This window comes from Paenibacillus sonchi, assembly GCF_016772475.1.
In the GTDB taxonomy this organism is placed as follows: Bacteria; Bacillota; Bacilli; order Paenibacillales; family Paenibacillaceae; genus Paenibacillus_AQ; species Paenibacillus_AQ sonchi.
The window spans coordinates 6,763,264-6,788,784 of sequence record NZ_CP068595.1 but is presented as its reverse complement, the minus strand read 5'-3'; the positions used below and the strand labels follow the sequence as shown (position 1 = coordinate 6,788,784).

Annotated in this window: 21 protein-coding genes, 2 pseudogenes and 1 riboswitch; of the genes and pseudogenes, 19 read left to right on the top strand and 4 right to left on the bottom strand. The window is 53.3% G+C overall.

Annotated features, from left to right (window positions below; genetic code table 11):
• Positions 1-79: 79 nt before the first annotated feature.
• On the top strand, positions 80-1,069 hold the full coding sequence (locus JI735_RS30550) for a DMT family transporter (RefSeq protein WP_039836138.1): 990 nt from the start codon (positions 80-82) through the stop codon (positions 1,067-1,069).
• Positions 1,070-1,435: 366 nt separating this feature from the next.
• Here the strand turns inward: JI735_RS30550 and JI735_RS30545 are convergent, their stop codons facing one another.
• Positions 1,436-1,573 (bottom strand): hypothetical protein, encoded by a 138-nt coding sequence (locus tag JI735_RS30545; protein WP_202676744.1) that lies wholly within the window; start codon positions 1,571-1,573, stop codon positions 1,436-1,438.
• Positions 1,574-1,779: 206 nt separating this feature from the next.
• On the opposite strand from JI735_RS30545, the gene JI735_RS30540 reads away from it, so the two are divergent.
• From JI735_RS30540 to JI735_RS30515, 6 genes are all read left to right on the top strand, one after another.
• Positions 1,780-3,729, top strand: coding sequence for an ABC1 kinase family protein (locus JI735_RS30540; RefSeq protein WP_039836135.1), 1,950 nt, complete (start codon positions 1,780-1,782; stop codon positions 3,727-3,729).
• A 296-nt stretch (positions 3,730-4,025) separates the two neighbouring features.
• Positions 4,026-4,694, top strand: coding sequence for a stage V sporulation protein AA (locus tag JI735_RS30535; protein ID WP_039836134.1), 669 nt, complete (start codon positions 4,026-4,028; stop codon positions 4,692-4,694).
• Positions 4,691-5,116 (top strand): stage V sporulation protein AB, encoded by a 426-nt coding sequence (locus JI735_RS30530; RefSeq protein ID WP_039836132.1) that lies wholly within the window; start codon positions 4,691-4,693, stop codon positions 5,114-5,116. Before JI735_RS30535 ends, JI735_RS30530 begins: the two co-directional genes overlap by 4 nt.
• Before the next feature lie 842 nt (positions 5,117-5,958).
• Positions 5,959-7,584, top strand: coding sequence for a spore germination protein (locus tag JI735_RS30525; protein ID WP_039836136.1), 1,626 nt, complete (start codon positions 5,959-5,961; stop codon positions 7,582-7,584).
• Positions 7,585-7,704: 120 nt separating this feature from the next.
• On the top strand, positions 7,705-9,039 hold the full coding sequence (gene lysA, locus JI735_RS30520) for a diaminopimelate decarboxylase (RefSeq protein ID WP_202676743.1): 1,335 nt from the start codon (positions 7,705-7,707) through the stop codon (positions 9,037-9,039).
• Positions 9,040-9,182: 143 nt separating this feature from the next.
• A complete protein-coding gene (locus JI735_RS30515) occupies positions 9,183-9,614 on the top strand; it encodes a peptidylprolyl isomerase (RefSeq protein ID WP_020427255.1) in 432 nt (143 codons plus the stop codon).
• 105 nt (positions 9,615-9,719) lie between these two features.
• On the opposite strand, the pseudogene JI735_RS30510 reads toward JI735_RS30515, so the two are convergent.
• Positions 9,720-10,414 (bottom strand): annotated as a pseudogene (locus JI735_RS30510) (YwaF family protein).
• 340 nt (positions 10,415-10,754) lie between these two features.
• Between JI735_RS30510 and JI735_RS30505 the strand changes: the two are divergent.
• From JI735_RS30505 to JI735_RS30495, 3 genes are all read left to right on the top strand, one after another.
• Positions 10,755-12,338: a collagen binding domain-containing protein gene (locus JI735_RS30505; protein WP_202676742.1), complete on the top strand. Its 1,584-nt coding sequence runs from the start codon at positions 10,755-10,757 to the stop codon at positions 12,336-12,338.
• Entirely contained in the window at positions 12,277-12,804 is a 528-nt protein-coding gene (locus JI735_RS30500) for a collagen binding domain-containing protein (RefSeq protein WP_202676741.1), read from the top strand. The genes JI735_RS30505 and JI735_RS30500 overlap by 62 nt, the downstream gene beginning before the upstream one ends.
• Before the next feature lie 124 nt (positions 12,805-12,928).
• Positions 12,929-14,281, top strand: a complete 1,353-nt coding sequence (locus JI735_RS30495) for a SpaA isopeptide-forming pilin-related protein (RefSeq protein ID WP_325175644.1) — start codon at positions 12,929-12,931, stop codon at positions 14,279-14,281.
• A gap of 489 nt (positions 14,282-14,770) precedes the next feature.
• Here JI735_RS30495 and JI735_RS30490 read toward each other — a convergent pair whose 3' ends face one another.
• Positions 14,771-16,111, bottom strand: a complete 1,341-nt coding sequence (locus JI735_RS30490; protein ID WP_039836123.1) for an MFS transporter — start codon at positions 16,109-16,111, stop codon at positions 14,771-14,773.
• A 159-nt stretch (positions 16,112-16,270) separates the two neighbouring features.
• Here JI735_RS30490 and JI735_RS30485 point away from each other — a divergent pair, with 159 nt between their 5' ends.
• From JI735_RS30485 to JI735_RS30445, 9 genes and pseudogenes are all read left to right on the top strand, one after another.
• Positions 16,271-17,476: a helix-turn-helix domain-containing protein gene (locus tag JI735_RS30485; RefSeq protein ID WP_039836122.1), complete on the top strand. Its 1,206-nt coding sequence runs from the start codon at positions 16,271-16,273 to the stop codon at positions 17,474-17,476.
• Between the two features lie 100 nt (positions 17,477-17,576).
• Positions 17,577-17,978 (top strand): large conductance mechanosensitive channel protein MscL, encoded by a 402-nt coding sequence (mscL, locus tag JI735_RS30480; protein WP_039836121.1) that lies wholly within the window; start codon positions 17,577-17,579, stop codon positions 17,976-17,978.
• A gap of 97 nt (positions 17,979-18,075) precedes the next feature.
• Positions 18,076-18,246: riboswitch (FMN riboswitch) on the top strand.
• Between the two features lie 219 nt (positions 18,247-18,465).
• Positions 18,466-19,565, top strand: a pseudogene (ribD, locus tag JI735_RS30475) (bifunctional diaminohydroxyphosphoribosylaminopyrimidine deaminase/5-amino-6-(5-phosphoribosylamino)uracil reductase RibD).
• Between the two features lie 24 nt (positions 19,566-19,589).
• Positions 19,590-20,258 (top strand): riboflavin synthase, encoded by a 669-nt coding sequence (locus JI735_RS30470; protein WP_020427532.1) that lies wholly within the window; start codon positions 19,590-19,592, stop codon positions 20,256-20,258.
• Between the two features lie 64 nt (positions 20,259-20,322).
• Positions 20,323-21,576 (top strand): bifunctional 3,4-dihydroxy-2-butanone-4-phosphate synthase/GTP cyclohydrolase II, encoded by a 1,254-nt coding sequence (locus tag JI735_RS30465; protein WP_051051894.1) that lies wholly within the window; start codon positions 20,323-20,325, stop codon positions 21,574-21,576.
• Positions 21,577-21,615: 39 nt separating this feature from the next.
• Positions 21,616-22,086 carry a 6,7-dimethyl-8-ribityllumazine synthase gene (gene ribH, locus JI735_RS30460; RefSeq protein ID WP_020427530.1) on the top strand — a complete coding sequence of 157 codons (471 nt, stop codon included), beginning with the start codon at positions 21,616-21,618 and terminating at the stop codon, positions 22,084-22,086.
• A gap of 152 nt (positions 22,087-22,238) precedes the next feature.
• Complete coding sequence (locus JI735_RS30455; protein ID WP_039836118.1) at positions 22,239-23,030, top strand: segregation and condensation protein A; 792 nt, start codon at positions 22,239-22,241, stop codon at positions 23,028-23,030.
• Entirely contained in the window at positions 22,999-23,604 is a 606-nt protein-coding gene (scpB, locus tag JI735_RS30450; protein ID WP_060861730.1) for an SMC-Scp complex subunit ScpB, read from the top strand. Before JI735_RS30455 ends, scpB begins: the two co-directional genes overlap by 32 nt.
• A gap of 215 nt (positions 23,605-23,819) precedes the next feature.
• The gene (locus JI735_RS30445) at positions 23,820-24,542 is read left to right on the top strand and encodes a DUF2953 domain-containing protein (RefSeq protein WP_039836113.1); all 723 of its coding nucleotides are present in this window, start codon (positions 23,820-23,822) and stop codon (positions 24,540-24,542) included.
• An 82-nt stretch (positions 24,543-24,624) separates the two neighbouring features.
• Here the strand turns inward: JI735_RS30445 and JI735_RS30440 are convergent, their stop codons facing one another.
• Complete coding sequence (locus JI735_RS30440) at positions 24,625-25,521, bottom strand: hypothetical protein (RefSeq protein WP_039836112.1); 897 nt, start codon at positions 25,519-25,521, stop codon at positions 24,625-24,627.

The window sequence follows — 25,521 nt, the reverse complement described above, 5'->3', positions numbered from 1 at the left end:
CCGGTTTACGCCCTTTTCAGGCGATACCCGGGGGTTTTGGTCTCTTATCGAGGGTTTGTATCGACAAGGAGAATGAATTATGAGTCAAGCTACTGCTTCATCTTCAGGAGTCCGCACAGCGCCGCTGCGCAGCGGATTCTGGCTGGTTGTCCTGGGCGCGGCGCTGTGGGGCGTTGACCCGCTGTTCCGCATTATTCTGCTGAAATCACTGACCTCGTCACAGATTGTGCTGCTGGAGCATGTCGTGCTCTTTCTGGCAGCAGCCCCTGTGCTCTGGCGCCACCGCGCCGAACTGAAGGGAGTCCGGCTGCGTCAGGCTGCTGCGCTGCTGATTGTATCGTGGGGCGGCTCTGCCGTGGCTACGATTCTGTTCACCCAGGCCTTGGCGAGCGGAGACTTCAATGCGGTTCTTCTGCTGCAAAAGCTGCAGCCGCTGTTCGCTATCGGCCTGGCCGCTGTCATTCTGAAGGAACGCCTGCCCAAAAACTTCGGGCCGCTGATTATCGTCGCGCTGGCGGGAACCTACCTGCTGACCTTCGGCTGGACCATTCCCTTCGGGCATGTGAACAGCTTCATCAGCATCAGCAGCCTGATGGCGCTGGGAGCAGCCGCGTTATGGGGCGGTTCTACAGTTATGGGACGATACCTGCTGGGTTCCATGAAGTACGAGACGGTGACTTCACTGCGCTTTATCCTGGCGCTGCCGTTGCTGTTCGTGATTACGAGCATGGAGGGAGCTCCTTGGCAGATCCATGGCGGCCTGGGCACATCTGCTGCCATTGGGATCAATCTGCTGCTGCAGGCGCTGCTGCCCGGACTGCTCAGCATGCTGCTCTATTACAAAGGCCTTAACACTACCAAAGCTTCCTATGCAACTCTAGCCGAGCTCAGCTTTCCGATGACGGGCATCCTGATCAACTGGGTTGTCTACCACCAGCTTGTCACCTTGCCGCAAATTATTGGCTTTGCGCTGATCTGGACGGCACTGTTCTTCATTTCAGGCCAGCAGAGCCGGCAGGCTGTCCCGGCTAGCCTGGAATTATCCCAAACGAATCAGCGCAGCGCCTGAGGGGAGTGACCCCAGGGCACTGATGCACCAAGAAGATGCCTCCTTGGCCAAATGGCCGGGAGGCATTTTTTTTAAAGATCAGAATTTATATGTTTTGGGGGAAGCGACTTACCCCGTATAGGAAATTATACAGTGTAAAAAAGTGTGGATATCTTGGAAGCCTCAGAGGATATAAGTGATGCAGGAGGATTGGGCCCCATCCGCAGACTGATGCGGACAGAGGAGCCCTTATTTTGCCAAAAACCTTACTTTTTCAGCAGTTACGGACTCAGGAGCCGTTATATCGTTCGATGGAGCCTGGAATAAAGGGGAAAGGGGACAAATAGAGTCATCTCAGTCCGTTGCCCTGCGGAATAGACGAATCTTCTATCCATAACGGCTGTCCTGTCCGCAACGGCTGGGGATCGATCGTGAAGGAATGGGGCGGTCCGTCTTCAGCATGCCTCCGTTGATTTTGGAGCGGTGGGGAATCCCTGCGGCCGTAAGCTTCGTGTTGCTATTCACCCGCCAGGGTGATTTTGTTCAGCAAAGACCCAGAGATGGCAGCACAGTTGAGCGTAATGGGGGACGCAGGTTATCTATTTGATTTGAATCTAAACCATTGGCCGCTGCTTCTGATACAATGAGGTAAACCTCAGGAGCACTGCTTGTATAACTATAGAGGCAAAGTTAACCTGATATAACCCGACTTACGACAAAGGAGTGGAACAATGGGTTTCCAATTGATTCTCCTGGCCGTCATCATGTCAATGGCTATCAGCCGGTTGACCGGAACAAAAATCAGCCTGAAAAAACAGATTCTGGCCGCTCTCGCCAGCGTCATTGCCACCACGGCCATTTACTGGTTTGGCTACTTGCGCGGCCGTGATCCGGATTCCTTTGGGGCCGATGGCTGGATATGGCTCGTTTCTATGGTTGTGGTGTCCATGCTCTTTTATTTGCTGTTCGAGATGTTCGATCCACTGCCCATTGGCGAACGGAGCAGCGGGATCAGGAATCCGTTCCGCAGGTTCGCGGCCTGGTGGCAAAGGCAGCGCCGGTATATCCAGGTGCTGATCATTGCACTGAGGCATGGCGTAGGCCGCAATCTGTCGGCCAGACGAACGCCGGAGTCGTATGAGCGGCTCGCGGTTTCGCTGCGCAGGACGCTGGAAGACTGCGGCGGCTTCTTCATCAAATTCGGCCAGGTGCTCTCGACCCGCTCGGACCTGCTGCCTGCCGAATTTATCAATGAATTGTCAAAGCTGCAGGAGAATGTCTCCCGTCTGACCACAGCGGAAGTGGAGGCAATTCTGAACAAGGAGCTGCCGCAGCCGAAGGACGAGATGTTCCTCGAATTCGAAATGGAGCCGCTTGCCGCAGCCTCCATCGGGCAGGTTCACCGCGCGGTGCTGCGGGAGAACCGCAAGAAGGTTGTCGTCAAGCTGCTTCGTCCCCGCATTACAGCCGCGCTTCAGCGGGATCTTGATATCCTGGTGCGCTTTGCCGCCTGGACGGCGAACCAATCGGTATGGGCGCGCAAGATTGGCTTTACGGATCTGGCCCGCGGGTTCTCCGAGGCCATGAAGGAGGAGACTGACTTTCGGATCGAAGCGCGCAATTTTGCACAGGTGTCGGCTTCCCTGGCAGACAGCCGGACTAAGGTCAGGATTCCGCATGTCTACAAGGAGGCCAGCAACGCCAAAATCCTTGTAATGGAGTATATGGACGGCATGAGCGTCAAGAGCGGCACTGCCCTTCTGGAAGCACGCGGCATTGACCGCCGTGAAGTTCAACGGCAAATTTTTGATTGCGTGCTGGAGCAGATTTTTTTCAAAGGTATCTTTCATGCCGATCCCCATCCGGGCAATGTCTACATCCTCAATGACGGGACGCCCGCACTGCTCGATTTCGGATCGGTTGGACGGCTAGGCACACTGCAGCAGGATGCGCTGAAACGGCTCTTGATCGGATTCGAGCACCGCAACACCTATGTCGTCATGGAATCGCTGCTGCTGCTGGCTGAGTCGCGGCCCGATGTAGACAAGGAAGGACTGGAGCAAGCGGTCAGCCAACTGCTGGTGCAGACGGCATATGATCCGGCGGGGGGTTCGGAGGCGTTCATTCAAGGCCTGTTCCGGATGATCGCCGAATTTGAGTTTTCGTTCTATCCTAATGTGGCTGGCGCTTTCCGTTCACTGATTACGCTAGAGGGTACATTGCTGCAATTGAATCCCTCGTTCAGCCTGATGAATGAAGCCCGGAGGTTTGTGCAGGAGCATTCGCCGGAATTTATGCCGGCCGGAGGCTCCGCCGATTGGAAGCAGACGGCCGCGAACGAACTGCTGGAGCTGCTGCCTGTCATCCGCAAGCTGCCGCGGCGGCTGGACAATCTGGCTTCCATGCTGGAGAAGGGCGAAGTTTCGGTCAAGGTCGGTTTTTTTGCTGACAAAACCAATGCCTCGTTCATCACCCGCTGGATTTCTCAGCTATTGCTCGCCTTTACCGGAACTGCCTTCGGTGGGATTTCCATCGGTTTGCTGTACCTGGGGGACCGCGGCGGCGGGGAAGGCGCGCAATTTGTTACGCTGTTCGGTTACACCGGTCTGGTGGTTAGTGCAGTGCTGCTCATACGGGTTGCGATCTATGCGGTAAGGAATATAAAGCAGATGAAGGAGTAATTTTTAAGCGAAAATCTTGAATCCCCGGCCGTTGGGACGTGAACTCAGGAAGACTACGGTGAGTGGATCATGCGTGAAGAGAACGGATAGTAAGGCAGCGTAAAGCTGGATGTCTGCCGGGTGAGGGGGCAGGCTGAATCCATTAATAATGCAAAGAGAGGGCAGGCCGGGAATTTTCCTGGTCTGTCTTTTGTGTTGTTCAAGAGTAAAAATAAGCCTTTTCTCCCATACTACCGTTATTCTTGAAAGATAAGACTTTGAAGCTTTTCATTAGATCCTGTAGGAGGTGTCCGCACATGACTGCCCATTCGGCTCCCGCTATTTACATACAGCTCAAAAACCGGGTGACGGTGCCCAAAGGCAAAGGTGTTCTGCTGCGTGATGTGGCCTACCTGATTACTGATCCGGAGTGGAGGGAGCCGCTGTATTCACTGCTGCTGCTGGACCCTGTCCAAAGCGACGGCAACCTGATCCTGATTGATCTGCTGACGGTCATTCCCAAGATCCATGAGCTTGTGCCCGGGGCCGACATTCAGCCGATCGGCGAGGGCCGGACGCTGGTGCAGATAGAAGGGCCGGTGGAAGCACGCAAGCCGTCCATTGCCTTGTTTGTGCTGGTCTGGCTGCTGCTGTTCTTCGGCTCCGCTTTGACGATTATGAATTTCCATGCGGATGTCAGCATGCTGGAGGTGCAGGTCAGGATTGTGGAAATGCTGACGGGCCGCCGGGACGAGCATCCGTATGTCTTTCAAATTGCCTATTCCCTGGGCATCGGATTTGGCATGGTGATTTTTTTCAACCATCTTTTTAAGAAAAAATGGAATGAAGAGCCAACTCCGCTTGAAGTGGAAATGTTTCTTTACCAAAAAAATATTGACCACTATGTAGTCAACGAGGAGTACAGCAAAATGAAAAACAATGGCAATGAATCCTCCAGACGGCCGGAGAGGGGAAAAAGGTCATGACCGCACAGCTGTCGCTGGGGCTGCATCTGGTGCTGGGGATTGCCGGAGGCATTGCGGTGGGGGGCGGGGTAATCGCTCTTTTCATTGTACTGGACATGGTACCACGGCTGGCCCAGCTGACATCCTCCTACGATAAAGTGCATTGGTATGAAGGAGCAATGATCGGGGGCTCCCTGCTCGGCACCATGTCTGATTTCTGGAATTGGCGGATTTCTGCCGGGCCGCTGGTAGAGCTGGGAGTAGGCTTGTTTGACGGGGTATTTGTGGGGATGCTGGCTGCGGCGCTGACCGAGGTGCTGAATGTGCTGCCGATCCTGGCGAAGCGCCTGCGTATGACCCATCTGCTTTTCGGGCTGCTGATGGCGATGGTCTGCGGCAAGGTGGCCGGCTCTTTGTTTGATTGGTTTGTATACCAACAGTAGAAGGAGGTTATGGTGTGGTTAAGTATGTTCACAGCGGATATTCTGTCGAGGCTTCAGAAGATAAAACCCAAACAGCCGGTAAAGACAGTGTGGAGATGATGGAAGAAGGGCCGGAGGCGACAGCTGGTGTGGAAGACAATGCTGCACCCGGTCCAGGGACAGGTACGGAAACTGCCGTGGAGGATACGGGCCGTTCAGAGACAGAGACACAGGATATGGAAGCGGCTGCGGAGCTGGATGCAGTAAATGTGGAGAAGCAGGCGTCGGAGCCAGGCGAAGAGGAGGCCGGTTCAGCAGCCGGGGACACCGCATCTTCTGAGGAAAGCCAGGCATCGGGTGCGGAGGAAGAGAAGGCGTCCGGCACAGAACCGCCCAAGAAGGAGGGGTTCCTGGCTTCGTTGTTCAGAGACGACGAAGCTGAGGAACCGGAGGGGGACGGAGCGGAATCCGGAACCGGCGGTACCGGTCACGGAGCCGGCAATACCGTGGGCAGCGGGGAGGACAGCGGGGAGGCTTCGGGTGCAACCGGATATGGGGATGAAAGCCCATCCGGGACTGCCGCCTCTGAGAACCGGTCCGCAGCAGCAGATTCCGGCCAGGGAGGCCTCAGCTGGGACCGCGGGATGGACCCGGACGTGCAGGATGCAGAAGCTTCGGATGAACTGGGTACTCAGGATGCAGAAGGTTCGGAAGAGCCGGGTGCGCAGGAACCGGAGAGCGGCAAAAAAGGTTTTTTTGCCAGATTGTTCGGGGATGACGAAGAGACTGGCGACGAGTCAGATCAAGGTGAGGATGAAGAAGCTTCCGCTGTACAGCCAAAGGCAGCGGCAGCGGGCAAAACCCTGGAGCAGCCGGAGGAGAACGGAAAAAGTGCAAGGAAAAATGCTGCCGGCGGGGCTGAAGCGAAGAAAGACGAAGATCCGCGCCAAAAGAAACGCGACGCTGAAAGGTCTGATTCTCTGGAGGAATCGATCATTTACTGGCAGGGTAGTGACAACATCCTGACTAGTCTTGAGGATACCAAAAAGACACTCGTCGAGGTCATGGGCCTGAATTCATCCTTTGACGTAGTGTTCCGGGAAATGACCTTTGGCGGACAGAGGGCGGCGCTGCTGTGCATCAGCGGGTTCGCCAAGGATATTATCATCGATGAAATTCTGAAGCGCCTGACCTATCTCACTCCGGAGAATATTTCAGCGGACGTGCTGGCCAGCTTTATGGGCGAATACATTCCCCACATTCAGGTGGAGAAGGGAGACGTCCTCAGCGAGAGTATTACCAAAGTGCTGTCGGGAATGAGTGTTTTCTTCCTGGAAGGTGAAACTGAAGTTATCATCATGGACACCCGCTCCTATCCCTCACGCAATCCGGATGAGCCGAGCATTGAACGGGTAGTGCGGGGTGCGCGCGACGGGTTCACGGAAACGCTGCTGAGCAATATTGCGCTGGTCAGAAGGCGTGTCCGGGACCCTGGGTTGAAATTTGAGATGCATCAGGTGGGCCGCCGGACCCGTACGGATGTCTGTGTGGCCTACATTGACGATATCGTTGACAAGACCCAGGTGAAGGCTGTGACCGATAAAATTAAGGATGTGAACATTGATGGAATCCCGCTTGCGGACAAGCAGCTCGAGGAGGCGATCGTGGGCGGAGGCTGGAATCCTTATCCGCTGGTGCGGTATTCGGAGCGTCCGGATGTTGTGGCTTCCCATCTGCTTGAAGGCCGGGTAGTGATTTTCGTTGATACTTCTCCGAGCGTCATGGTTTTGCCGACCACCTTTTTTGATTTGTGCCAGCATGCGGAAGAGAACCGCCAGACACCATTTATGGGCACCTATCTGCGCTGGGTGCGGTTCATCGGGATTTTTGCTTCCATGTTCCTGCTTCCGCTGTGGATGCTGCTCGTGATCCATCCGGAGCTTAAACCGCCGATGCTTGAATTCATCGGGCCGCAGAAAATGGCTAAAATTCCGCTTCTCGCCCAGTTTCTCCTTGTAGAGCTTGGGGTCGATCTCCTGCGCATGGCCGCCGTGCATACACCGACTCCGTTAGGCTCGGCTATGGGTCTAATTGCCGCCATCCTGGTGGGGGACATTGCTGTTCAGACCGGCCTTTTCGTTAATGAGGTCGTGCTCTACATGGCGGTCGCTTCCATCGGGATGTTCGCCACGCCCAGCTACGAGCTGGGGCTGGCTAACCGGACTGTCAGGCTTGTGCTGCTGCTCGCCGTGGCCGCATTCCAGGTGCAGGGCTTTATGATCGGCACAACACTGCTCGTAATCCTGCTCACGACGAACCGCTCCTACAATTCATCATATATGTGGCCGTTTATACCATTTAATGCAAAGGCGATGGGGGAGATCATTATTCGCCAGCCCGTGCTTAACTCCAAAACTAGGCCTTCCTTCAACAAAACAAGGGACAATACACGGATGCCGCCGGTTCAGGAGAAGAAAAACAAATCGTAGGAAAATACAAATCAACTGCAAATTAGTCCATTCAATGGAGTTCCCACTGTCTGTTATACTGAATACACTAAATAGATAGGGTGGAACAAGAATTTCCACAGAAATTGGAGGACTGCGCAAATGTTTTTACACGGGACGAGCCGAATTAATGATGCCAATCATCTGGAGATCGGCGGATGTGATGTGACTGAATTGAAGGCGGAATATGGTACCCCGCTGTATATAGTGGACGAGCAATTAGTCCGCCGCCGCTGCCGCGAGTACATGGAGGCTTTTACCGCATCCGGTCTCGGGTTCCAGGTTGCCTACGCCAGCAAAGCCTTCTCAGTAATGGCAATGTGCCGTTTGGCTGACGAGGAAGGACTATCGCTGGACGTTGTGTCCGACGGTGAGCTGTACACCGCGCTGCAGGCGGGATTTCCGGCTGAACGCATCCATTTTCACGGCAACAACAAAACGCCGGATGAGATCGAAATGGCGATTGATGCCGGGATCGGCTGCTTCGTAGCCGATAATCTGGTGGAGCTGCACATGCTGCAGGCCATTGCCCTGCGCAAGGAAGTCACAGTGAACATCCTGCTGCGCGTCACTCCGGGTGTAGAGGCGCATGCCCACCATGCGTATGCCTCCACCGGCCAGACCGATTCGAAATTCGGCTTCGATATTGGAAACGGCGCTGCACAGGAAGCGGTAAAACTCGCCTCGGCACAAAGCAATCTGCAGCTGCTGGGCGTTCATTCGCATATCGGCTCACAGATTTTTGAAACCGAGGGTTTTGAGCTGGCGGTTGAGCGTATTGCCGGATTTACCCGCAAAGTGAAGGAAGAACTGGGTGTAGAATTCCCGGTGGTTAATCTCGGCGGAGGCTTTGGTATCCGGTATGTCGAAGGCGATACACCGCTGCAGGTATCCGAATATGTGGCCGCCATCACAGGTGCCGTGAAGACGCATTTTACCGGCATTAGCGAGAAGCTCCCGCAAATCTGGGTAGAGCCGGGCCGCAGCATTGTGGGCGATGCCGGAACTACGCTGTACACCGTGGGCACGAACAAGGAGATTCCCGGCGTGCGCAAATATGTTGCCGTTGACGGCGGGATGACGGATAATCCGCGTCCGGCGCTTTATGAATCCAAATATGAGGCTCTGCTGGCCAACCGTGCATCAGAACCGAATGAAGAAACGGTTTCGATTGCCGGCAAATGCTGCGAGAGCGGCGACATGCTGATCTGGGATGTGGAGCTTCCAAAGGTAGAGAGCGGGGATCTGCTCGCCGTGGCCTGCACAGGGGCATACAACTACTCCATGGCCAGCAACTATAACCGTATCCGCCGTCCGGCGGTGGTGTTCGTACAGAACGGGCAGAGCGACCTTGTGGTCCGCCGCGAAAGCCATCAGGACATTATCGCAAACGATATTGTTCCGGCGCGCATTGCGAAGCAGACGGTAGCGAAGTAAGTCATTTTCTGCGGCAGACGCGGGAGCCAATGTACAAGGATAGGGCAGGCGGAAGGACTTCCGCCTGCTTTGCTTTGTGCGTCATTTCATAGTAAACTAATAAACATGTTCCATATCTGTTATTTCGAAAGGGGTATTTACATATGGCAAAGCAAGCGAAAATTACTCTCGAAAATGGCGGCGTCGTGCTGCTGGATCTGTTCGAAAAGGATGCACCCAACACGGTGGCCAACTTTGAAAAGCTGGCAAAAGAAGGCTTCTACAACGGTCTGGTCTTTCACCGCGTAATCCCGGGTTTTGTAGCACAAGGCGGCTGTCCAAATGGTACAGGCTCCGGCGGCCCAGGCTACACCATCGACTGCGAAATCAACCCGAACAAGCATGAGCGCGGTACCCTGGCTATGGCGCATGCCGGCAAGAACACAGGCGGAAGCCAGTTCTATATCTGCTACGCTCCACAGCCGCATCTTGACGGTGTACACACTGTATTCGGCAAAGTGGTGGAAGGCATGGACAAGGTTGATGCTTTCCAGGGACGCGACAAAATGACTTCGGTGGAAATTATCGAAGCGTAATTGTTAATATATCGGGCTTTTCCCGTTTACTACCCGCAAGCAGACTTCCGGTATGGAGGTCTGCTTTTTGGCGTTTTGCGTTGTTCTGCCGGTCGCAGCGTGTGTTCACGGCTTATTTTTACGGGCATTCAGACGCTGCGGAAGCCAGAAGAACACAAGATACATCAGGAGAAATACCACAAAGGCAAACGCCTCTTCCACCAGCAGATAGTACGGGTAGGGACCGAAATAATCCAATACTGAAAACGTGCCCGGCTTGTGCGCCAGAAACATATAGTTGGCCCCGAGAATCCGGTCTGCCGCATAGACGGCGGCTGCCGCGATATTGAGGCAGAGCATGGTGAAGAACAGCGATTTCCAGGTTGGCTTATACCCCTCTATCCAGGTCATGTACAGCGATGCCAGAATAATCCCGCCGTGGGCGGCGAAAAACAGCAGGAAGCGGAAATGGGGAAAAGGATACACCAGATTGGGTGTAAGCAGCGCAATAAATGCACCGCCGATTCCCGCGAAATAAAGAAAGGAGTACAGCAGACGGCTCCGGGTAAGCAGCATCACAATGGATAAGAGCAGCGTGATCCCGCATAGTTCCAGCGGCAGGGAATTCCCTTTTTCCAGACCTCCTGAGTGATGTACCACAGTTGCAGACCGCCCTCGGAGAACAGCAGCACAGCAACAAGCAGCAGGCGGACAGACTGCTTAAGTCCCGGGTTGGAACGGATGGTCTGGCGCAGGCCAAAGAGTATCACACAGAAACATGCGACTAAAGATACAGCGATCCAATGCGAAACCGAGAACATAATGAAATCGGTATCATGCTGCCGGTCGAAAAAAGTGTTGTGGCTCACAGCTTTCCCCCTTGAAAGACGAGAAATATTTGACAAAAATAAAATTCTGAAATTTTAACAATTTCTGATTCTAATGATCTACACTAAGGTGATATAAGTATATATCGCAGTCTCTGGCCAGAAAAGAAAAAAACTCAGAACATTCACATAAGATGGTCGCAGGATTTTCCGGAATACATAACTGGCTTTCAAGCGGAGTATGTCTTAACCTGGGTGTTCGGCGGTAGTCTTCGGCAGCGGCAAGAGGATTTTGCGAATCCGATAATACAAGGGGAATGGGGGCTTTTTAAGTATGGTGAAAAAAAGAATTAGCGTGGCCTTGGTCGTACTCATGTTGGTTGTGCAGTGTGCGTACAGCATCGGGTTCAGCATGAAGGCTACGGCAGCGGGAATTGAAAATGACCGGGACATTATTACCAGTGTGTCGATGGCTGTGTATGGGCCGGATGGGCAGACGGTAACAGGCAGCGTGTATGACGTTGGTTCCAGTGTGAAGCTGGATTATACGTGGGCGCTTCCTAACGGTCATGGGTATGTTGACGGGGACACTTTTGCGTTCCAGCTGCCCGCGCAATTTGAGCTGTTCAATGACATTAACGGTTCACTGGTATCCGATGATGGGGAGGTAGGCAGTTTTACTGTCAGCCAATCCACACACCAGGTGCTGATGACCTTCAACAGCTACATCGAAACTCATGACAATGTTCAAGGTACGTTAAGTATTAATACCCAATTTGATAAAAAAGTGATCTCGGGCAGCACGGTGCAGGAAATTGTGTTCCCGGTCAACGGCGGCACTCAGACCATTGTTGTGAACTTCAAACCTTCGGTAGGTTCAACGATCGAGAAGAAAGGCGTCTCGGGCGGTTTCAATGCGGACCACATTGATTGGACCGTCGATGTCAACAAAAAGCTGGAGCGGGTAGCGGGTGCTGTCGTTACAGACCCGATTCCTGAAGGCCTGGCCCTGGACAGCACCGTTACGCTTGCAGTCTATGCTCTGGGAGTTCAGCTGGACGGGACGGTCACGGTAGGGGCTTTGCTGGACAGCAGCAAGTATACCGCCGAAGTGACGGACGGAACGCTGAAGGTGCATTTTACGGACCCTGCCATTACAGGCGCTTACCGGATTGCCTATACAACGGCGGTTGTCAGCGATACGCGGAGCAGCTTTACAAATACGGCGTCTTTTGCCGGGGATGGCCGTGAGCCCGTCAGCTCATCTGCCACCGTCACCATCGAACGCGGCGGAAGCCTGAACAAACTGGCTACGAAATATGAATGGGGCAAACAGGTGATTTCCTGGGCCATTGAATACAACTACAACAATAAGGCGATCCCGCAGGGCAGCGGGGTGCTGACCGATTTGTTCAACAACTCGCAGGAGCTGGTTCCGGGTTCGGTGAAGGTCTATCCGGTGACGCTGAACTCCTCGGGGACGGCTGTAAAAGGCACTGCCCTGTCAGAGAACGTGGACTACACGGTGACTGAAGCAACTGGGCAGGGTAAAAAAGGCTTCAAGCTGGAATTTTTGCACGATATCTCTTCTGCGTTCCGCATTGAATACAAAACCAAGTCGGCGGACCGCGTACTCACGGATACAACGATCACCAATACAGTTTCGGACAGCACCTACAGCGTAGAGGCTTCGCAGCTGATCCGGTCGGCAATCATTTATAAAAATCTCTCGGGTGTCGATTACAAGAACCATACAACGGACTGGAAAATTACCCTGAACGGCGACGGCTACCCGATGAATGATGTAGTTGTTACGGATACCTTCCCGCAGGGGGCAGAAGTTTATTCCGGAGAGTGTGGTCGTAAGGAACGCAAGCGGCACGGTGCTTGGTGCCTCTGCCTATACGCTGGAATATAATTCACCAGTGAAACCGAATGCCGGGTTCAAGGTGAAGTTCACCTCACCAGTCTCGGGAACCCATACCATCGCCTACCGTACAGAGTTCAGCAATGACTGGCTGTATGGCAATACGGATAATTTTGTGAACAATGCGCGGATTGACTGGGTGGGCAATGACGGCAAAGCGCAATGGACGGAAGCAAAGGGGCTGTTCATTCCCCGTGCCGAGGTGAAGAACAATGGCTTCAAAGCCGGGGCTTATAATGCCAGATATAAACTGTTTGCCTGGACCCTTGGAATCAATTACAACAGCAAGGTGATTGCCGACCCGGCTATAACGGATATTCTGACTTCCGGCCAGATCATGGCGGACGGCTCGCTCAGGGTTTATAACATGAATATCGATGCCAATGGTGAACCGTCCCGGGATCCGAGATTCCTAAGAATGCTTACACTTATACTGTCGGTACCGGCAATGAGCTGAAGGTTACATTCAAGGATGCCATAAGCTCACCATACTACGTAGTGTTCAATACAACTATGCAAGGACAACTGATTGGTCCTAAGGTCGACAATACGGCAAAGCTGCTGGACGGTACCCGGAAAGTATCCAAGGATTTATTCGCCTCGGTCAACATTCCTTACGGGGTGAATATGTCTACAAAAATGGTGTGCAGAATGGTGATAAACTGGATTGGAAAATTGCAATCAACCGTTCACAGTCCACAATAAAAAATGCGGTACTGACAGATATTCCGAGCCGGAATCAGATTCTGCTGCCGGATTCCTTCCGCCTTTATCCTGCCTATGCGGAAACAAACGGAGAATTGATCAAAGGCGGACCCGAATTGGTCAGGGATTCTGATTACACACTCCGTGTCATCACGGATGAGGGCGGCAAGCAGAGCTTCGTGCTCAGTTTCCTGCATGATATTAGTTACGCCCATATCCTTGAATACAAGTCTCTGATCGTTGCGAATACAGGGGAAAAGCTGGTGAATACCGTCAATCTCACCGGGACTAATGTAGAGCGGGTCACCCAGGAAACAACCAAAGAAATTATCGTCGGTGTTTCCAGCGGTTCGGGAACAGGCAGCGGTGTACGCGGGACTCTGGCGGTTCAGAAGTTAGATGCGGCAGACAGCGGGCTTCCGCTTGCCGGGGCGACCTTTGAGCTGTACCGCCTGAACGGCTCCGAACGGGTGCTTATCAATACCCGGACCACAGATGCCGCAGGCAGCGCGGTGTTCAACAATATATGGCTGGGAAGCTATGTACTGATTGAGACAGCGGCTCCTGCCGGTTACGCTCTGGATACACGTGAATACCCGGTTACCATTGGCTCGTCAGCCACAATCAACTTAACGGTGCTCAATACGAAGCTGGCCCCGGCTACAGCTACGCCGACACCGACACCTACGCCGACTGCAACGCCGTCAACGACCCCAACGGGGTCGCCGGGAGCGACTGCAACGCCGTCAACAACACCTTCGGAGTCTCCGGCAGCGACTGCAACGCCGTCAGAATCACCGGCGGTGACGCCATCACCAGCACCGACATCAGGTCCTACGGCGGCGCCAACGTCAACAGATGTTCCGTTTATTCCAGCACCCACACCTGCAGCGTCCAGTGTGCCGGGAGTAATCATTGATGAGCCGCAGATTCCAGCAGGGCCGGCAGTAACTCCAGCAGCTACTGCGGCGGCTTCTCCGTCCCCTTCTGCTTCACCGGCAGCCGGAGGGAATACGGATGAGGAAACACCTATTGACGATGAAGTTCCGCTGGGCGGAGTGACAGTCGACGAAGAGGAAGTTCCGAAAGGAACCGCTGTTAATCCTGCAACTGACGGCAAGCTCCCTCAGACCGGTGAAAGCAGCCCGATGCCTATATATATGGCAGGTTTGGCTCTGGTCCTTGCCGGGTTTATTCTCAGCAGGGTATTCAGAAACCGCAAGGAGTAGGAACAACCCGATACAGTAAAAGAAGGCACACGGCAGATTCATTGCCGTGTGCTTTTCGTCTTTGCTTTTGATTGTTCCACTCTACAAAAGTGGGTTCTACTGTATAAAAGGGACAGCGAAATCTTAGAAAGGAGGATCGCACGGGTTGCTGCAGGCGAGTGAAGTGGAATTAGGGAACCTAAATCGGCTCAAAAGCCTTCAACAGAAGGTATTAGGTGGAAAAAGTAGACTTATTTGAAACGGATTTACCCAAAACGGCAGGAACGGGCCGGATTAAGTTTACTTTTTCCCACTAACGCTTGCCGGGGGTCAGGAAAGGAAGAATGAAGTGGACTTTTTCCACTTAGCTGCCGTTTGGTGCAAAGAGGAGGGTTGGAGCTGCAGAAGGAGAGGGGAGACATAAGGTTACCCGGGAATGGAACTGAAGCCTCCCCGGACAACCCTAACCCCAACACGGCTACATACAGCATCGTCGTTCTCAGCAGGCTTCTAAGCATGAAGCTCCGGAAGGGGTTCCCGGTTCTGCATGACCTCCAGCGCCCGGCCGTTTTTAAGTCCTCTTCGTCCTAATAGGGCGACCAATACAATCGCAACGCCGGAAGCCAGCAGCAGGAAACCGGACGGGACCCGGTCCAGCAGCATCCCATACAGAATCATCCCTGCCGGCGCGATGGCCCCTGAGGCAGTCTCGACAACAGCAAACACTCTTCCGCGATATTCTTCTTCCACCGTTTGCTGCAGGTACACCTGGATGGGGATATTGATATTCATCACTGTGACACCCACAAGAAACATTAGTATAAGCAGAAAAAAATAAGCGGAAGTGGTACTGAACGTAAACAGCATGGGAAGCGCCATAGCTATGAACAGCAGGCCAAGTGTGGACAGGCCGAGGACCAGCGAGCCGGCGGGGCTGTTTTTTTGGCGGCGGATGGTCAGAAGCAGGGACATAGCCAGTATGCCTGCCGCCATCATGGCATTAATGGTGCCATATTGGCTGGAAGAGAGCGAAAGGGACTTTACAGCGACAAATGGCATTACAACATTGAGCGATACCACAAAAAAGTTGACCCAGAAAACGATGTTGATTACTGCGCGGATGACAGGTTTCTTAAAAACATAGGAAATGCCTCCGGCAAGGCTGCTCCGCAGCTCTGTCAATACTTTGGTTTGTACCCGCCGGGCATCACCTCCCGGGACGGAATCCGGCAGCCCAGTCTGTACTCCCGTGGCCGCGGAGGGTTTGAACCGCAAACCACAGCTCATGAGGGTCGAAACGGCAAAGCCCGCCGCGTTCAGCAGCATGAACAGCTTGAGGGGGACCATGGCGTACAGCATTCCGCCGAGCACTGGCGCGAGCAGGTTGCCGATGGAGCCGGCGATTTGATTGAGCGACCCGGCACGCTGGATTTGTTCTGTCTCCACAAGCTGCAGCAGCGAGGAGGAGACGGCAATTCCATAAAAGGTGGAGCAGACGGACAGCAGAACCAGGGACGCATAGACAGGGAGCAGAGACACACCTCCCAGGGAGACGGTCAGAAAGGCCAGCAGAAGCGTCAGGACGGCGGCAAGATCAGAGCAGATCAGCAGCTTGCGGCGGTTCATCCGGTCAGCGGTTACGCCGGCGAAGGGCGCAAGCAGAATCCGGGGCAGCAGCCCGCAGACCATCGTAACCGCAAAGCTTCCCCCGGAGCCTGTGAGCTTCAGAATATATAATCCTACAACGAAGGTATACATTCCGGAGCCCAGGACAGATGCCAGTTTGCCCGTAAAGAACAGCAGCATGTTCCGGTTGCTTGGAGTCCAAAAAATACGGTCATTAATCTTCATGCGAAACTTCCTTTCATAAAGTTAAATATTATTAAATATATTCTATGCCGGAATGAATTGATATGCAATAAAAAGTTAAATTATATTTAACATTACTTTCTCTGAGTTTTCGTTTACGCTATACTGGAGACAAAATCGACAGAAGGATGGCCCCTTTAAATGACAAGCAAACAAACGATTGGAGATAAAATCAAGTATTTGCGTACAAGCAAACGGCTCACGCAGAGTGATCTGGCGGGTGAGGATATGACCAAAAGTATGCTCAGCCAAATCGAGAACGGCAAAGCGCTGCCTTCCATGCGCAGTCTGCAAATTTTGGCGGCGCGTCTTGGGGTGGACGCAGGTTATTTTCTAGAAGAGGAGCAAAGCGCAGAGCTTACCCGCCTGGTGCACGATATTGAAGCTGAGTTCAAGCACAAAAACTATCAGGCCATTGTATCCGCCGTTAAACCCCTAATGGACGGCAGACTTCCCATGACGGTGGATGCCGCGCGGCTGATGGGGTTCTACGTGAACGCCTGCTACTACACAGGAACAGAGGGAGGAGAAGAGGCGATCCGGCGGGCCGTCGAGATCTATGAACGGTTCAATTTATATGTGGAAAGCGCAAAAGTGCAGTATTTGGCCTATGCTTTGCTTTTCACGCAGAGCCGGTACAGCGAGAGCCTCGAACTGATCCTGCGGGTCAGGGAAGACTATGTAAGCAAAAAAACCGGCAACGATTTTTTATTCGAAATAGACCTTCACTATGCGGAAAGTGTGACTTTATCGGCGCTGGGCCAATATGATGGAAGCCGGAGGGCGGCGCTGGCGGCAATCGCCCTGTCACGGGAGGAAGGTGTGTATTATTTGACAGATCATCTATACCGTGTATTGTCCAAGCTTGCCCTGATGTCCGGGAATCTGGATGAGGCGGGCATGTATCTGGACAAGGCTAAGCTGTTCGTGCAGCTTACAGAGGATGAGCAATCCGTACAGCTTGTTCATCTGGCCGAGATCAGACTGGCTAATGCAGAACGGCGGTATGAAGAGGCCATCAGGCTTGGGCAGAAGTATCAAAGCAAGGGAACCAGGTATGAATCGGGTTGCTACCTGCAAACCGGAATTGCCCTGTATCATTTGGGCCGGGATGAAGAAGCGCTGGCGGCTTTGTCAAAAGTTACCCTGCCGGATGATGCCTACCATCCGCTGGACCGTGCAGCTGTCTTTACTTCTTATGCCTACAAGGCCAAGATTTACGCCAGACAAGGGAAGATGGAGGAAGCACGCCAGCAGTCGGAAATTGCTTACGAAAGGGTAGGGCAGTACCCTCCGTCGGTCTACACCCGATTCATTCAAGCAACTTACCTGGAATTGCATGCATAGGCTCTGCCCCTGGAAAAGCGGCTTTGCCCTCCAGCTGCTTCTTAAACCGTCGACAGAAATGCTATAATAATTTCAAATTCAAGATATTGGGGGAAAACAAATGTGGGAAGAATTTAAAAAATTTGCGCTGAAGGGAAATGTGCTGGATCTGGCGGTTGCGGTTGTCATTGGTGCAGCGTTCGGGAAGATTGTCTCCTCGCTGGTCACGGACATTATCATGCCGCTGGTCGGGATACTTACCGGGGGTATCGATTTGAAGGGACTTTCTTTTGCCTATGGGGATGCTGTCGTGAAATACGGGGTGTTTCTGCAGTCCGTTGTCGATTTCTTTATCATTGCCTTCTCGATCTTCATGGTGGTCAAGCTGGTTAACCGTTTCAAGCGCAAGGAGCCCGTGAAAGTAGAGGTAGTGGAGACTCCCGCACCGGCACCTGAAGTAGCATTGTTGACAGAGATCCGTGATTTATTGCGTAGGGACAAGCAGGCTCAAAAGGATAATTAAGTTACATAAATAAAGTTAATTTCATAAACACACTTGCATTTCCGGTGGCAAAGTGATAATTTTGTTGTAGGCAAAACCTGAAAACTAATTAAATAGATCAATCCTTCAGGGCAGGGTGCAATTCCCTACCGGCGGTGATGCAACTGTGATTGGCTGAACAAGCTGACCGCACTGCTCAGTCCGCTACCCGCTTCGTATATATCATACGGACGGTGGACCCGGTGCAATTCCGGGACCGACAGTATAGTCTGGATGGAAGAAGGAGAGACTTTCGTTTGTGCTTACATGCACAGACGTGCTGCAGTGTATTCAAATATTATGTGCGAACTTTCACATTTGGTCCTTTTTGACTGTGGAAGCCGCAGTTTTATTAGACTGCCTGTAAACTCTCGTATAACCCGTCTTGAACTCCGCCTGGAGATTGAGGCGGGTTTTTATGTTTTGAACTGGACAAAAGATAGAGCAGCTATGTGATGGGAGGCAGGATATGGATACAATGAACGACGAGTTTTATATGTCGCTCGCACTGGATATGGCGGAAAGAGCGCAAGGCCAGACTGGCATTAATCCGGTAGTCGGCTGTGTTGTCGTGAAGGATGGAGCCATGATTGGCCTCGGCACCCATCTGCAGCGGGGGACAGGCCACGCCGAAGTGCACGCGCTGAATATGGCGGCGGGCAAGGCGCAGGGAAGCACGGCTTATGTAACTCTTGAGCCTTGCAGCCACTATGGCAAGACACCCCCTGCAGCCAGAGGCTGATCGATGAAGGGGTTGCCCGCGTGGTTGTGGCCTGTGAGGACCCCAATCCCCAGGTTGCCGGGCGCGGCATCACCATGCTGCGGGAGCAGGGAATTGAGGTTGAGGTGGGGCTGCTCCGAAGCCGGGCTCTGCGGCTGAACGAGAAATTCATCAAGTATATTCTGACCAAGCAGCCTTTTGTCACGCTGAAGAGCGCCAGCACGCTTGACGGGAAGCTGGCCACCCGGACCGGGGACAGCAAATGGATATCCAATGGGCAGGCGCGGGAGATTGTGCACACGCTGCGGCACCGCCACCAAGGAATTATGGTTGGCGTCAACACCGTGATTGCCGACAATCCCTCCTTGACTACAAGGATGGAAGTGCCGGGACTGAATCCGGTCCGGATCGTGATAGACTCTACGCTGCGGATTCCGCTTGATTCTGCTGTCGTCCGTGATGGCCAGGCACCTACCATTGTCGTCACTACCGAATCTGCTGATCCTGTGAAGCGGGCAGCACTGCTCGATGCAGGTGTGCAGATCGTTGTCAGCGGCGCCGGGCCGCGGGTGGATCTCAAGGCAGCAATGACCAGTCTTGGCGGGCTGGAGATCGGTTCGATCCTGCTGGAAGGCGGCGGAACCCTGAACGGTGCCATGCTGGAGAACGGTCTGGTGGACCGTGTGGTCCTGTTCTTCGCCCCAAAGATCGTAGGGGGCGGCTCAGCCGCACCCGGAACCTTCGACTTTCCTGGTGTAGAGCTGATGCAAAGCGCGATTACACTGGAAGGATTGGAAGTGGAAGTGCTCGGAGATAATGTGTGTATCAGCGGCACGCCTATCCGCTAAAGCAAATATCAGGAGGCGAAACACATGTTCACAGGTTTGATTGAAGAGGTCGGAGTGCTGCGCGGGGTGACCAGCGGAGGCGAGATGATGGTGCTGAACATCGGCGCATCCCTCATTATGGATGACTTGAAAATCGGCGACAGCGTATCGGTGAACGGCGTCTGTCTCACGGCGACTTCCATCGGCGATCACTCTTTTACCGTTGATGTCATGCCTCAGACGTACCGGAACAGCACACTGAAGGAGCTGCGCAGCGGAAGCAGAATGAACTTGGAGCGGGCCATGGCTGCCGGCGGCCGTTTCGGCGGACATATTGTGCAAGGCCATGTAGACGGAACCGGTGAAATCCGCAGCGTCAAGCGCGACCAGAACGCGGTCGTCTTCGAGATTGCTCCGGAGCGTACATCGCTGTTCAAATTCATTATTCCCAAAGGCTCCATTACCATTGACGGCATCAGCCTGACCGTCGTCGACACTTCAGCTTCTGCGTTTACCGTATCCATCATTCCCCATACGCTCGGTGAAACGGTCCTGGCCCACAAGCGGACCGGGGACCGGATCAATCTGGAATGCGATGTGCTGGGCAAGTATGTGGACCATCTCCTTAACTACGGTTCACGTGCAGGGAATGCGGAAGAAGCAAACAGCTCCCGGATCAGCCGTGATTTTCTGGCGGCGAACGGGTTTGTATAAATAAAGAGCAGGCTTGCGCCTAAGCCCTGATAAGGGTACGCCAAGCTGTCAGGAGGACTGAAAGATGAGCCAGCCAATCAAGAACGACAGCGTCCTGGACCCGATTGAGGACGCAATTTATGATCTGATGCGCGGCAAGGTCATTATCGTTGTGGATGACGAAGACCGCGAAAATGAAGGGGACTTCATTGCACTGGCCGAACGCTCCACACCGGAAGTGATCAACTTCATGATTACAGAGGGACGCGGGCTGGTCTGTGTGCCGATTACGGCAGAGCGGGCGGCAGAACTGGATCTGCAGCCTATGGTTGCACATAATACCGACAATCATGGCACTGCTTTTACCGTATCCGTCGATCACAAGGATACCACCACAGGTATTTCAGCCGCAGAAAGATCCAAAACCATTCAGGCGCTGATGGACCCGGACGCCAAACCTTCCGACTTCCGCAGACCGGGGCATATGTTCCCGCTGATTGCCAAAAAAGGCGGTGTGCTGCGCCGCTCCGGACATACGGAAGCTGCTGTGGACCTGGCCCGCATGTGCGGCGCTTATCCGGCCAGCGTAATCTGTGAAGTGGTTAAGGAAGACGGGACCATGGCCCGTCTGCCGGATCTGGTGGAGATTGCACTCAAGCATGAGCTCAAGCTGATCAGCATTAAGGATCTCATTCATTACCGCAATGAGAAGGAGCAGCTGGTCACCCGTGAGGTTTCGGTCAAGCTGCCGACGGATTTCGGCGACTTTCAGACGATTGCCTATACGAATGAAGTTGATGACAAAGAACATGTCGCATTGGTCAAAGGCGATATTTCCGGTGAAGAGCCGGTGCTGGTCCGTGTACATTCCGAATGCCTGACCGGCGATGTGTTCCACTCCCACCGCTGCGACTGCGGCCCGCAGTTTGAAGCGGCGCTGCGCCAGATCGAAGCGGCAGGCCGGGGGGTTCTGCTCTATATGCGCCAGGAGGGCAGAGGCATCGGCCTGATCAACAAGCTCCGCGCCTACAAGCTTCAAGAGGAAGGTCTGGATACGGTGGATGCCAACCTGAAGCTGGGCTTCCCGGCAGACCTGCGCGACTATGGCATCGGCGCCCAGATTCTTAAGGATCTGGGGATTCGCCAGATCAAGCTGATGACCAACAATCCGCGCAAGATCAAAGGACTGGAAGGCTACGGTCTTGAGGTTGTGGAACGTGTGCCGATCCAAATGCCGGAGAACAAGGACAATACCAATTATCTCCATACCAAGCAGGCCAAGCTGGGCCATCTGCTGACTTTTGACAACATTGAGCAAAATGAGGATTCCAAGCTGTAACCTCCATAATCACTTACTAATGAAAGGTTGATGAATACAATGCCGAATTATTTAGAAGGACATTTAGTATCCGAGGGACTGAGATACGGGGTAGTAGTAGGGCGTTTTAATGAGTTTATTACCAGCAAGCTGCTGTCCGGTGCGCTGGATGCGTTCAAGCGTCATGGTGTAGCTGATGATGAAGTGGATGTGGCCTGGGTTCCGGGCGTGTTCGAAATTCCGCTGATTGCCCAGAAAATGGCGGAAAGCGGCAGATACGATGCGGTAATCGCACTGGGAACCGTCATTCGCGGATCAACAACCCATTATGATTATGTGTGCAACGAGGTGGCCAAAGGGGTGGCGGCCATCAATCTGAAGACCGGTATTCCAACCATTTTTGGCGTAGTGACTACCGAAAATATCGAGCAGGCGATTGAGCGCTCCGGAACCAAGGCCGGCAATAAAGGCTGGGATGCTGCGGCCTCTGCCATTGAAATGGCGAACCTGAACAAGCTGTTTAAAAAATAAGATGTTTCTGCTTGAATAAGAGACTCTTGACGAATCAGCTAAAATCGTGCTTATTTATATGTATGAGAAGAAAGCATGAACCATAAGATCTTTCTACTTGTGTAGCGCCCGGGCGGCGCTGCACTTTACTTTTTTTGGCGGGAGGAAACCGCGTGACTGTATTGTACAAGCTGGAGACGTTCGAAGGTCCGCTCGATTTGCTCTTGCACTTAATAGACAAGGCGGAAATCGACATCCAGGACATTCCGGTCAGCGAGATCACCGAGCAGTACATGGAATATCTAAGGACGATGCAGGAGCTTGAGCTGGATATCACCAGTGAATTTTTAGTGATGGCTGCAACGCTGCTGTCGATCAAGAGCAAGCTGCTGCTGCCGAAGCCGCCGGTTATTGAAATCGAGGATTTCGAATATTACGAGGACGACGATTATGATCCGCGTGCAGAGCTGGTTCAGCGGCTGATCGAATACCGCAAGTTCAAGAGCATTGCCGTGCAGCTGCTGGATATGGAGAGTGAACGCAGCCTGATCTTCACCAAGGAGCCGGAGGACCTGGGTCCTTTTGTGCCGGCCCAAATCGATAATACGCTAAAGGGCTTGCACACTGCAGACCTGATCGCCGCATTCCGGAAGGCGCTGAGCAAAGCGGCCCGAAGATCCTCCTACCAGCGGATTACCCGGGATGAAATTTCCGTAAAAGACCGGATACGCGATGTCTCGGCAGCGCTCCAGCGCAAGGGCACAGGCGGCAGGATGCGCTTCTCCGCACTGCTGGATGATGAAATGGCCCGGCATGAGATTGTGGTTACCTTTCTTGCTATTTTAGAGCTGATGAAAATGAAGGCCATATTCTGTTACCAGGAGAAATTATTTGATGACATTGTAATGGAGTGGAGAGGAGGAGAAGATCTCAGTGGAATTCAAAACGCTGAAATCAATTATTGAAGGCCTGCTGTTCCTGTCCGGCGATGAAGGCCTGTCTGTCCGCCAGATCGCCGAGATTACGGAGCAGCGGCCGGATATTGCCGGCAAAGCGCTGCAGGAACTGAAAGAGGATTATGTGTCCCAGGAACGCGGCCTGCAGGTCGTGCAGATTGCCGGAAACTACCGTCTGGCTACGCTGCCAGACCATGCGCCTTATTTCGAGAGGCTCGCTTATTCACCTTCACGTGCATCCCTGTCACAGGCAGCGCTGGAGACACTGGCCATCGTCGCTTACCGTCAGCCGATTACCCGTGTAGAGATTGAGGAAATCCGCGGAGTGAAGTCTGAGCGGGCCATTCATACACTGAACAACAAGGATTTAATCCAGGAGGTCGGGCGTGCGGAAGCAGTGGGCCGCCCTATTCTGTATGGAACCACCAAATCGTTCCTTGAGAGTTTCGGGCTGGCCGATCTGAAGGAGCTGCCGGAGCCTTCAAACTTCGACGCCTCCACCGACGACCTGGAAGAGGAGACACAGCTCCTGTTCAGCAAGCTGGACAGCCAGATGACCTTTGAGGATACGGAGCAGACGTGAGCTGCCGGATTTTTAGAAGCTATATAAAGCGAACATGAAAAACAAACAAAAGGGAAGGAGGAGAAGTTATAAAAGCTCTATAGCCATTCATCTACATGCCGCAGGCATCAGGGATGGGCTATGGGGCTTTTTTGCATGAGCGCGGAATTTTTCCAGCCCTGAATGCCATACTAATTCAAAGGCTCCTTATTATTGGTTGCATGGAGGTTACTTTCGTGACGTTATGGCTGGCAATACCCTTGGCGCTGTTGCTGCTAGTGATTGTAGTGCTGCTGGTGATTCTGACTTCATACATACATTTTCATTTCCGGGTGTGCAGGCTGGGCAAAGATGACCGGATAGAGTTAGATCTGAAAGCTCTATTTGGCTTGGTCAAATTTCACTATGAGCTGCCTGCGCTCGTGTTCCAGGGAATGGAGAAGGGGATCAAAGTAAAGCTGGAAGAAAGCGGCATTGCGCCGGTCCGGAAGGATCAAGACCTTGAGGAGCAAATCGACAAGCAGTCGGTTGCGGAATGGCTGAAGAATATCCGCATAGCGATGCAGGCAACGCGCGGTCTGAACAAATGGCTGAAGGATACACTGGCCCATGTCCAGATCACCAAGCTTGACTGGTCTACCGATTTCTCACTGGGCGATGCGGCATATACGGCGACGGCAGCGGGAGCGTTCTGGGGGCTGAAATGGACTCTGGCAGGCTGGCTATCGAGGCAGGTCCGGCTGATCAAAGCTCCGCGGATGTTCGTTGCGCCCGTGTTCTCAGATGAGATGTCCTTCTCCACCGAGACGGTATGCGCGGGTAAGCTTTCAATGGGCTATGCCTTTTATTCAGCGTTTCAGCTTCTGCGGCGGGCCTCCAAGGTACAGGGAGGGCTGCGGCACTGGAAAGAGCTGTTCAGCCGCATCCTCTCGGTGTTCCCGCAGAAGAAGGCGGATTAAGCCGGCTGCGGCGGTTCCGCGCAAGAAGGCAGCGCCGCAGGGAGTCTGCGGGCTGCCGGGGAATTCAATACTGTTCCGGACACTAAGCGTGAACAGGTGTCTTCATTTGAGGGTAGAAGCTTTGCGGATTCTCTTCGCGGTCCCCCGTTTTGTGCATAATGAGATCAAAGGACGTACCGTTAAGCTCCACAGGGATCCGGGTGCGGCCGTCCAGATACGCTACTGTTCCCAGAGCCATCAGCCCTTCCGCACTGATCCCGACAAACAATCCGCTAATATCTGTGGTCAGGGTCTGTTTGTCCCCGTTCTTGTTGGTTTCTTCCAATGTATATTTTATGGTGATAACTTCGGCCAGGCTGCTTTTGCCAGTCTGCCCGGCCTCGGCAAGCTTGATAACAATGTTAGAATCCTCTTTCTGTAGAGTCTCATTAGGCCCCTCATTCAAATGGTAGCTGTACCAGAATTGATGTCCGCCCCATTTGCTGCCCTGTTCGCCAATAAAAACATGCTCAAAAAATGAGGTGCCGTCATTACTGGGCTGGAACCAGATCGATCTAAGCGTCTCCACCCATTCTTCTTTGGAACATCCGGCCTTAATCTGATGGTGATCCTCGGCATACTTGCGGGCCTGGCGTAAAGGTGCCGACACTGCGGCATAAGCCAGAAATTCATGAATTTGCTCATGTTCTGCAGCCGAAACCGCATCTTTTTTGCCGGCCACCGATTTGTAATTATTCTTCAGCTTTCTGAACAGATCATAACTATACCGTTTGCCGTCAGGGATAACGACCTCCTTGAATACGGTGATTTGATTCTTCCCGTTCCCGCCCCCAGCCTCGCTCTCCTCACCGGACAATGGATTCAGATCTACGATCACGTATCCCTTTTGGGGGTCTTTTTGCGTGTCGCTCCCGCCCTTAATCAAAGGCAGCAAGCCGTTGCCTTCCATATCCGCCTGCCAAATTTTCGCGAAATCCAT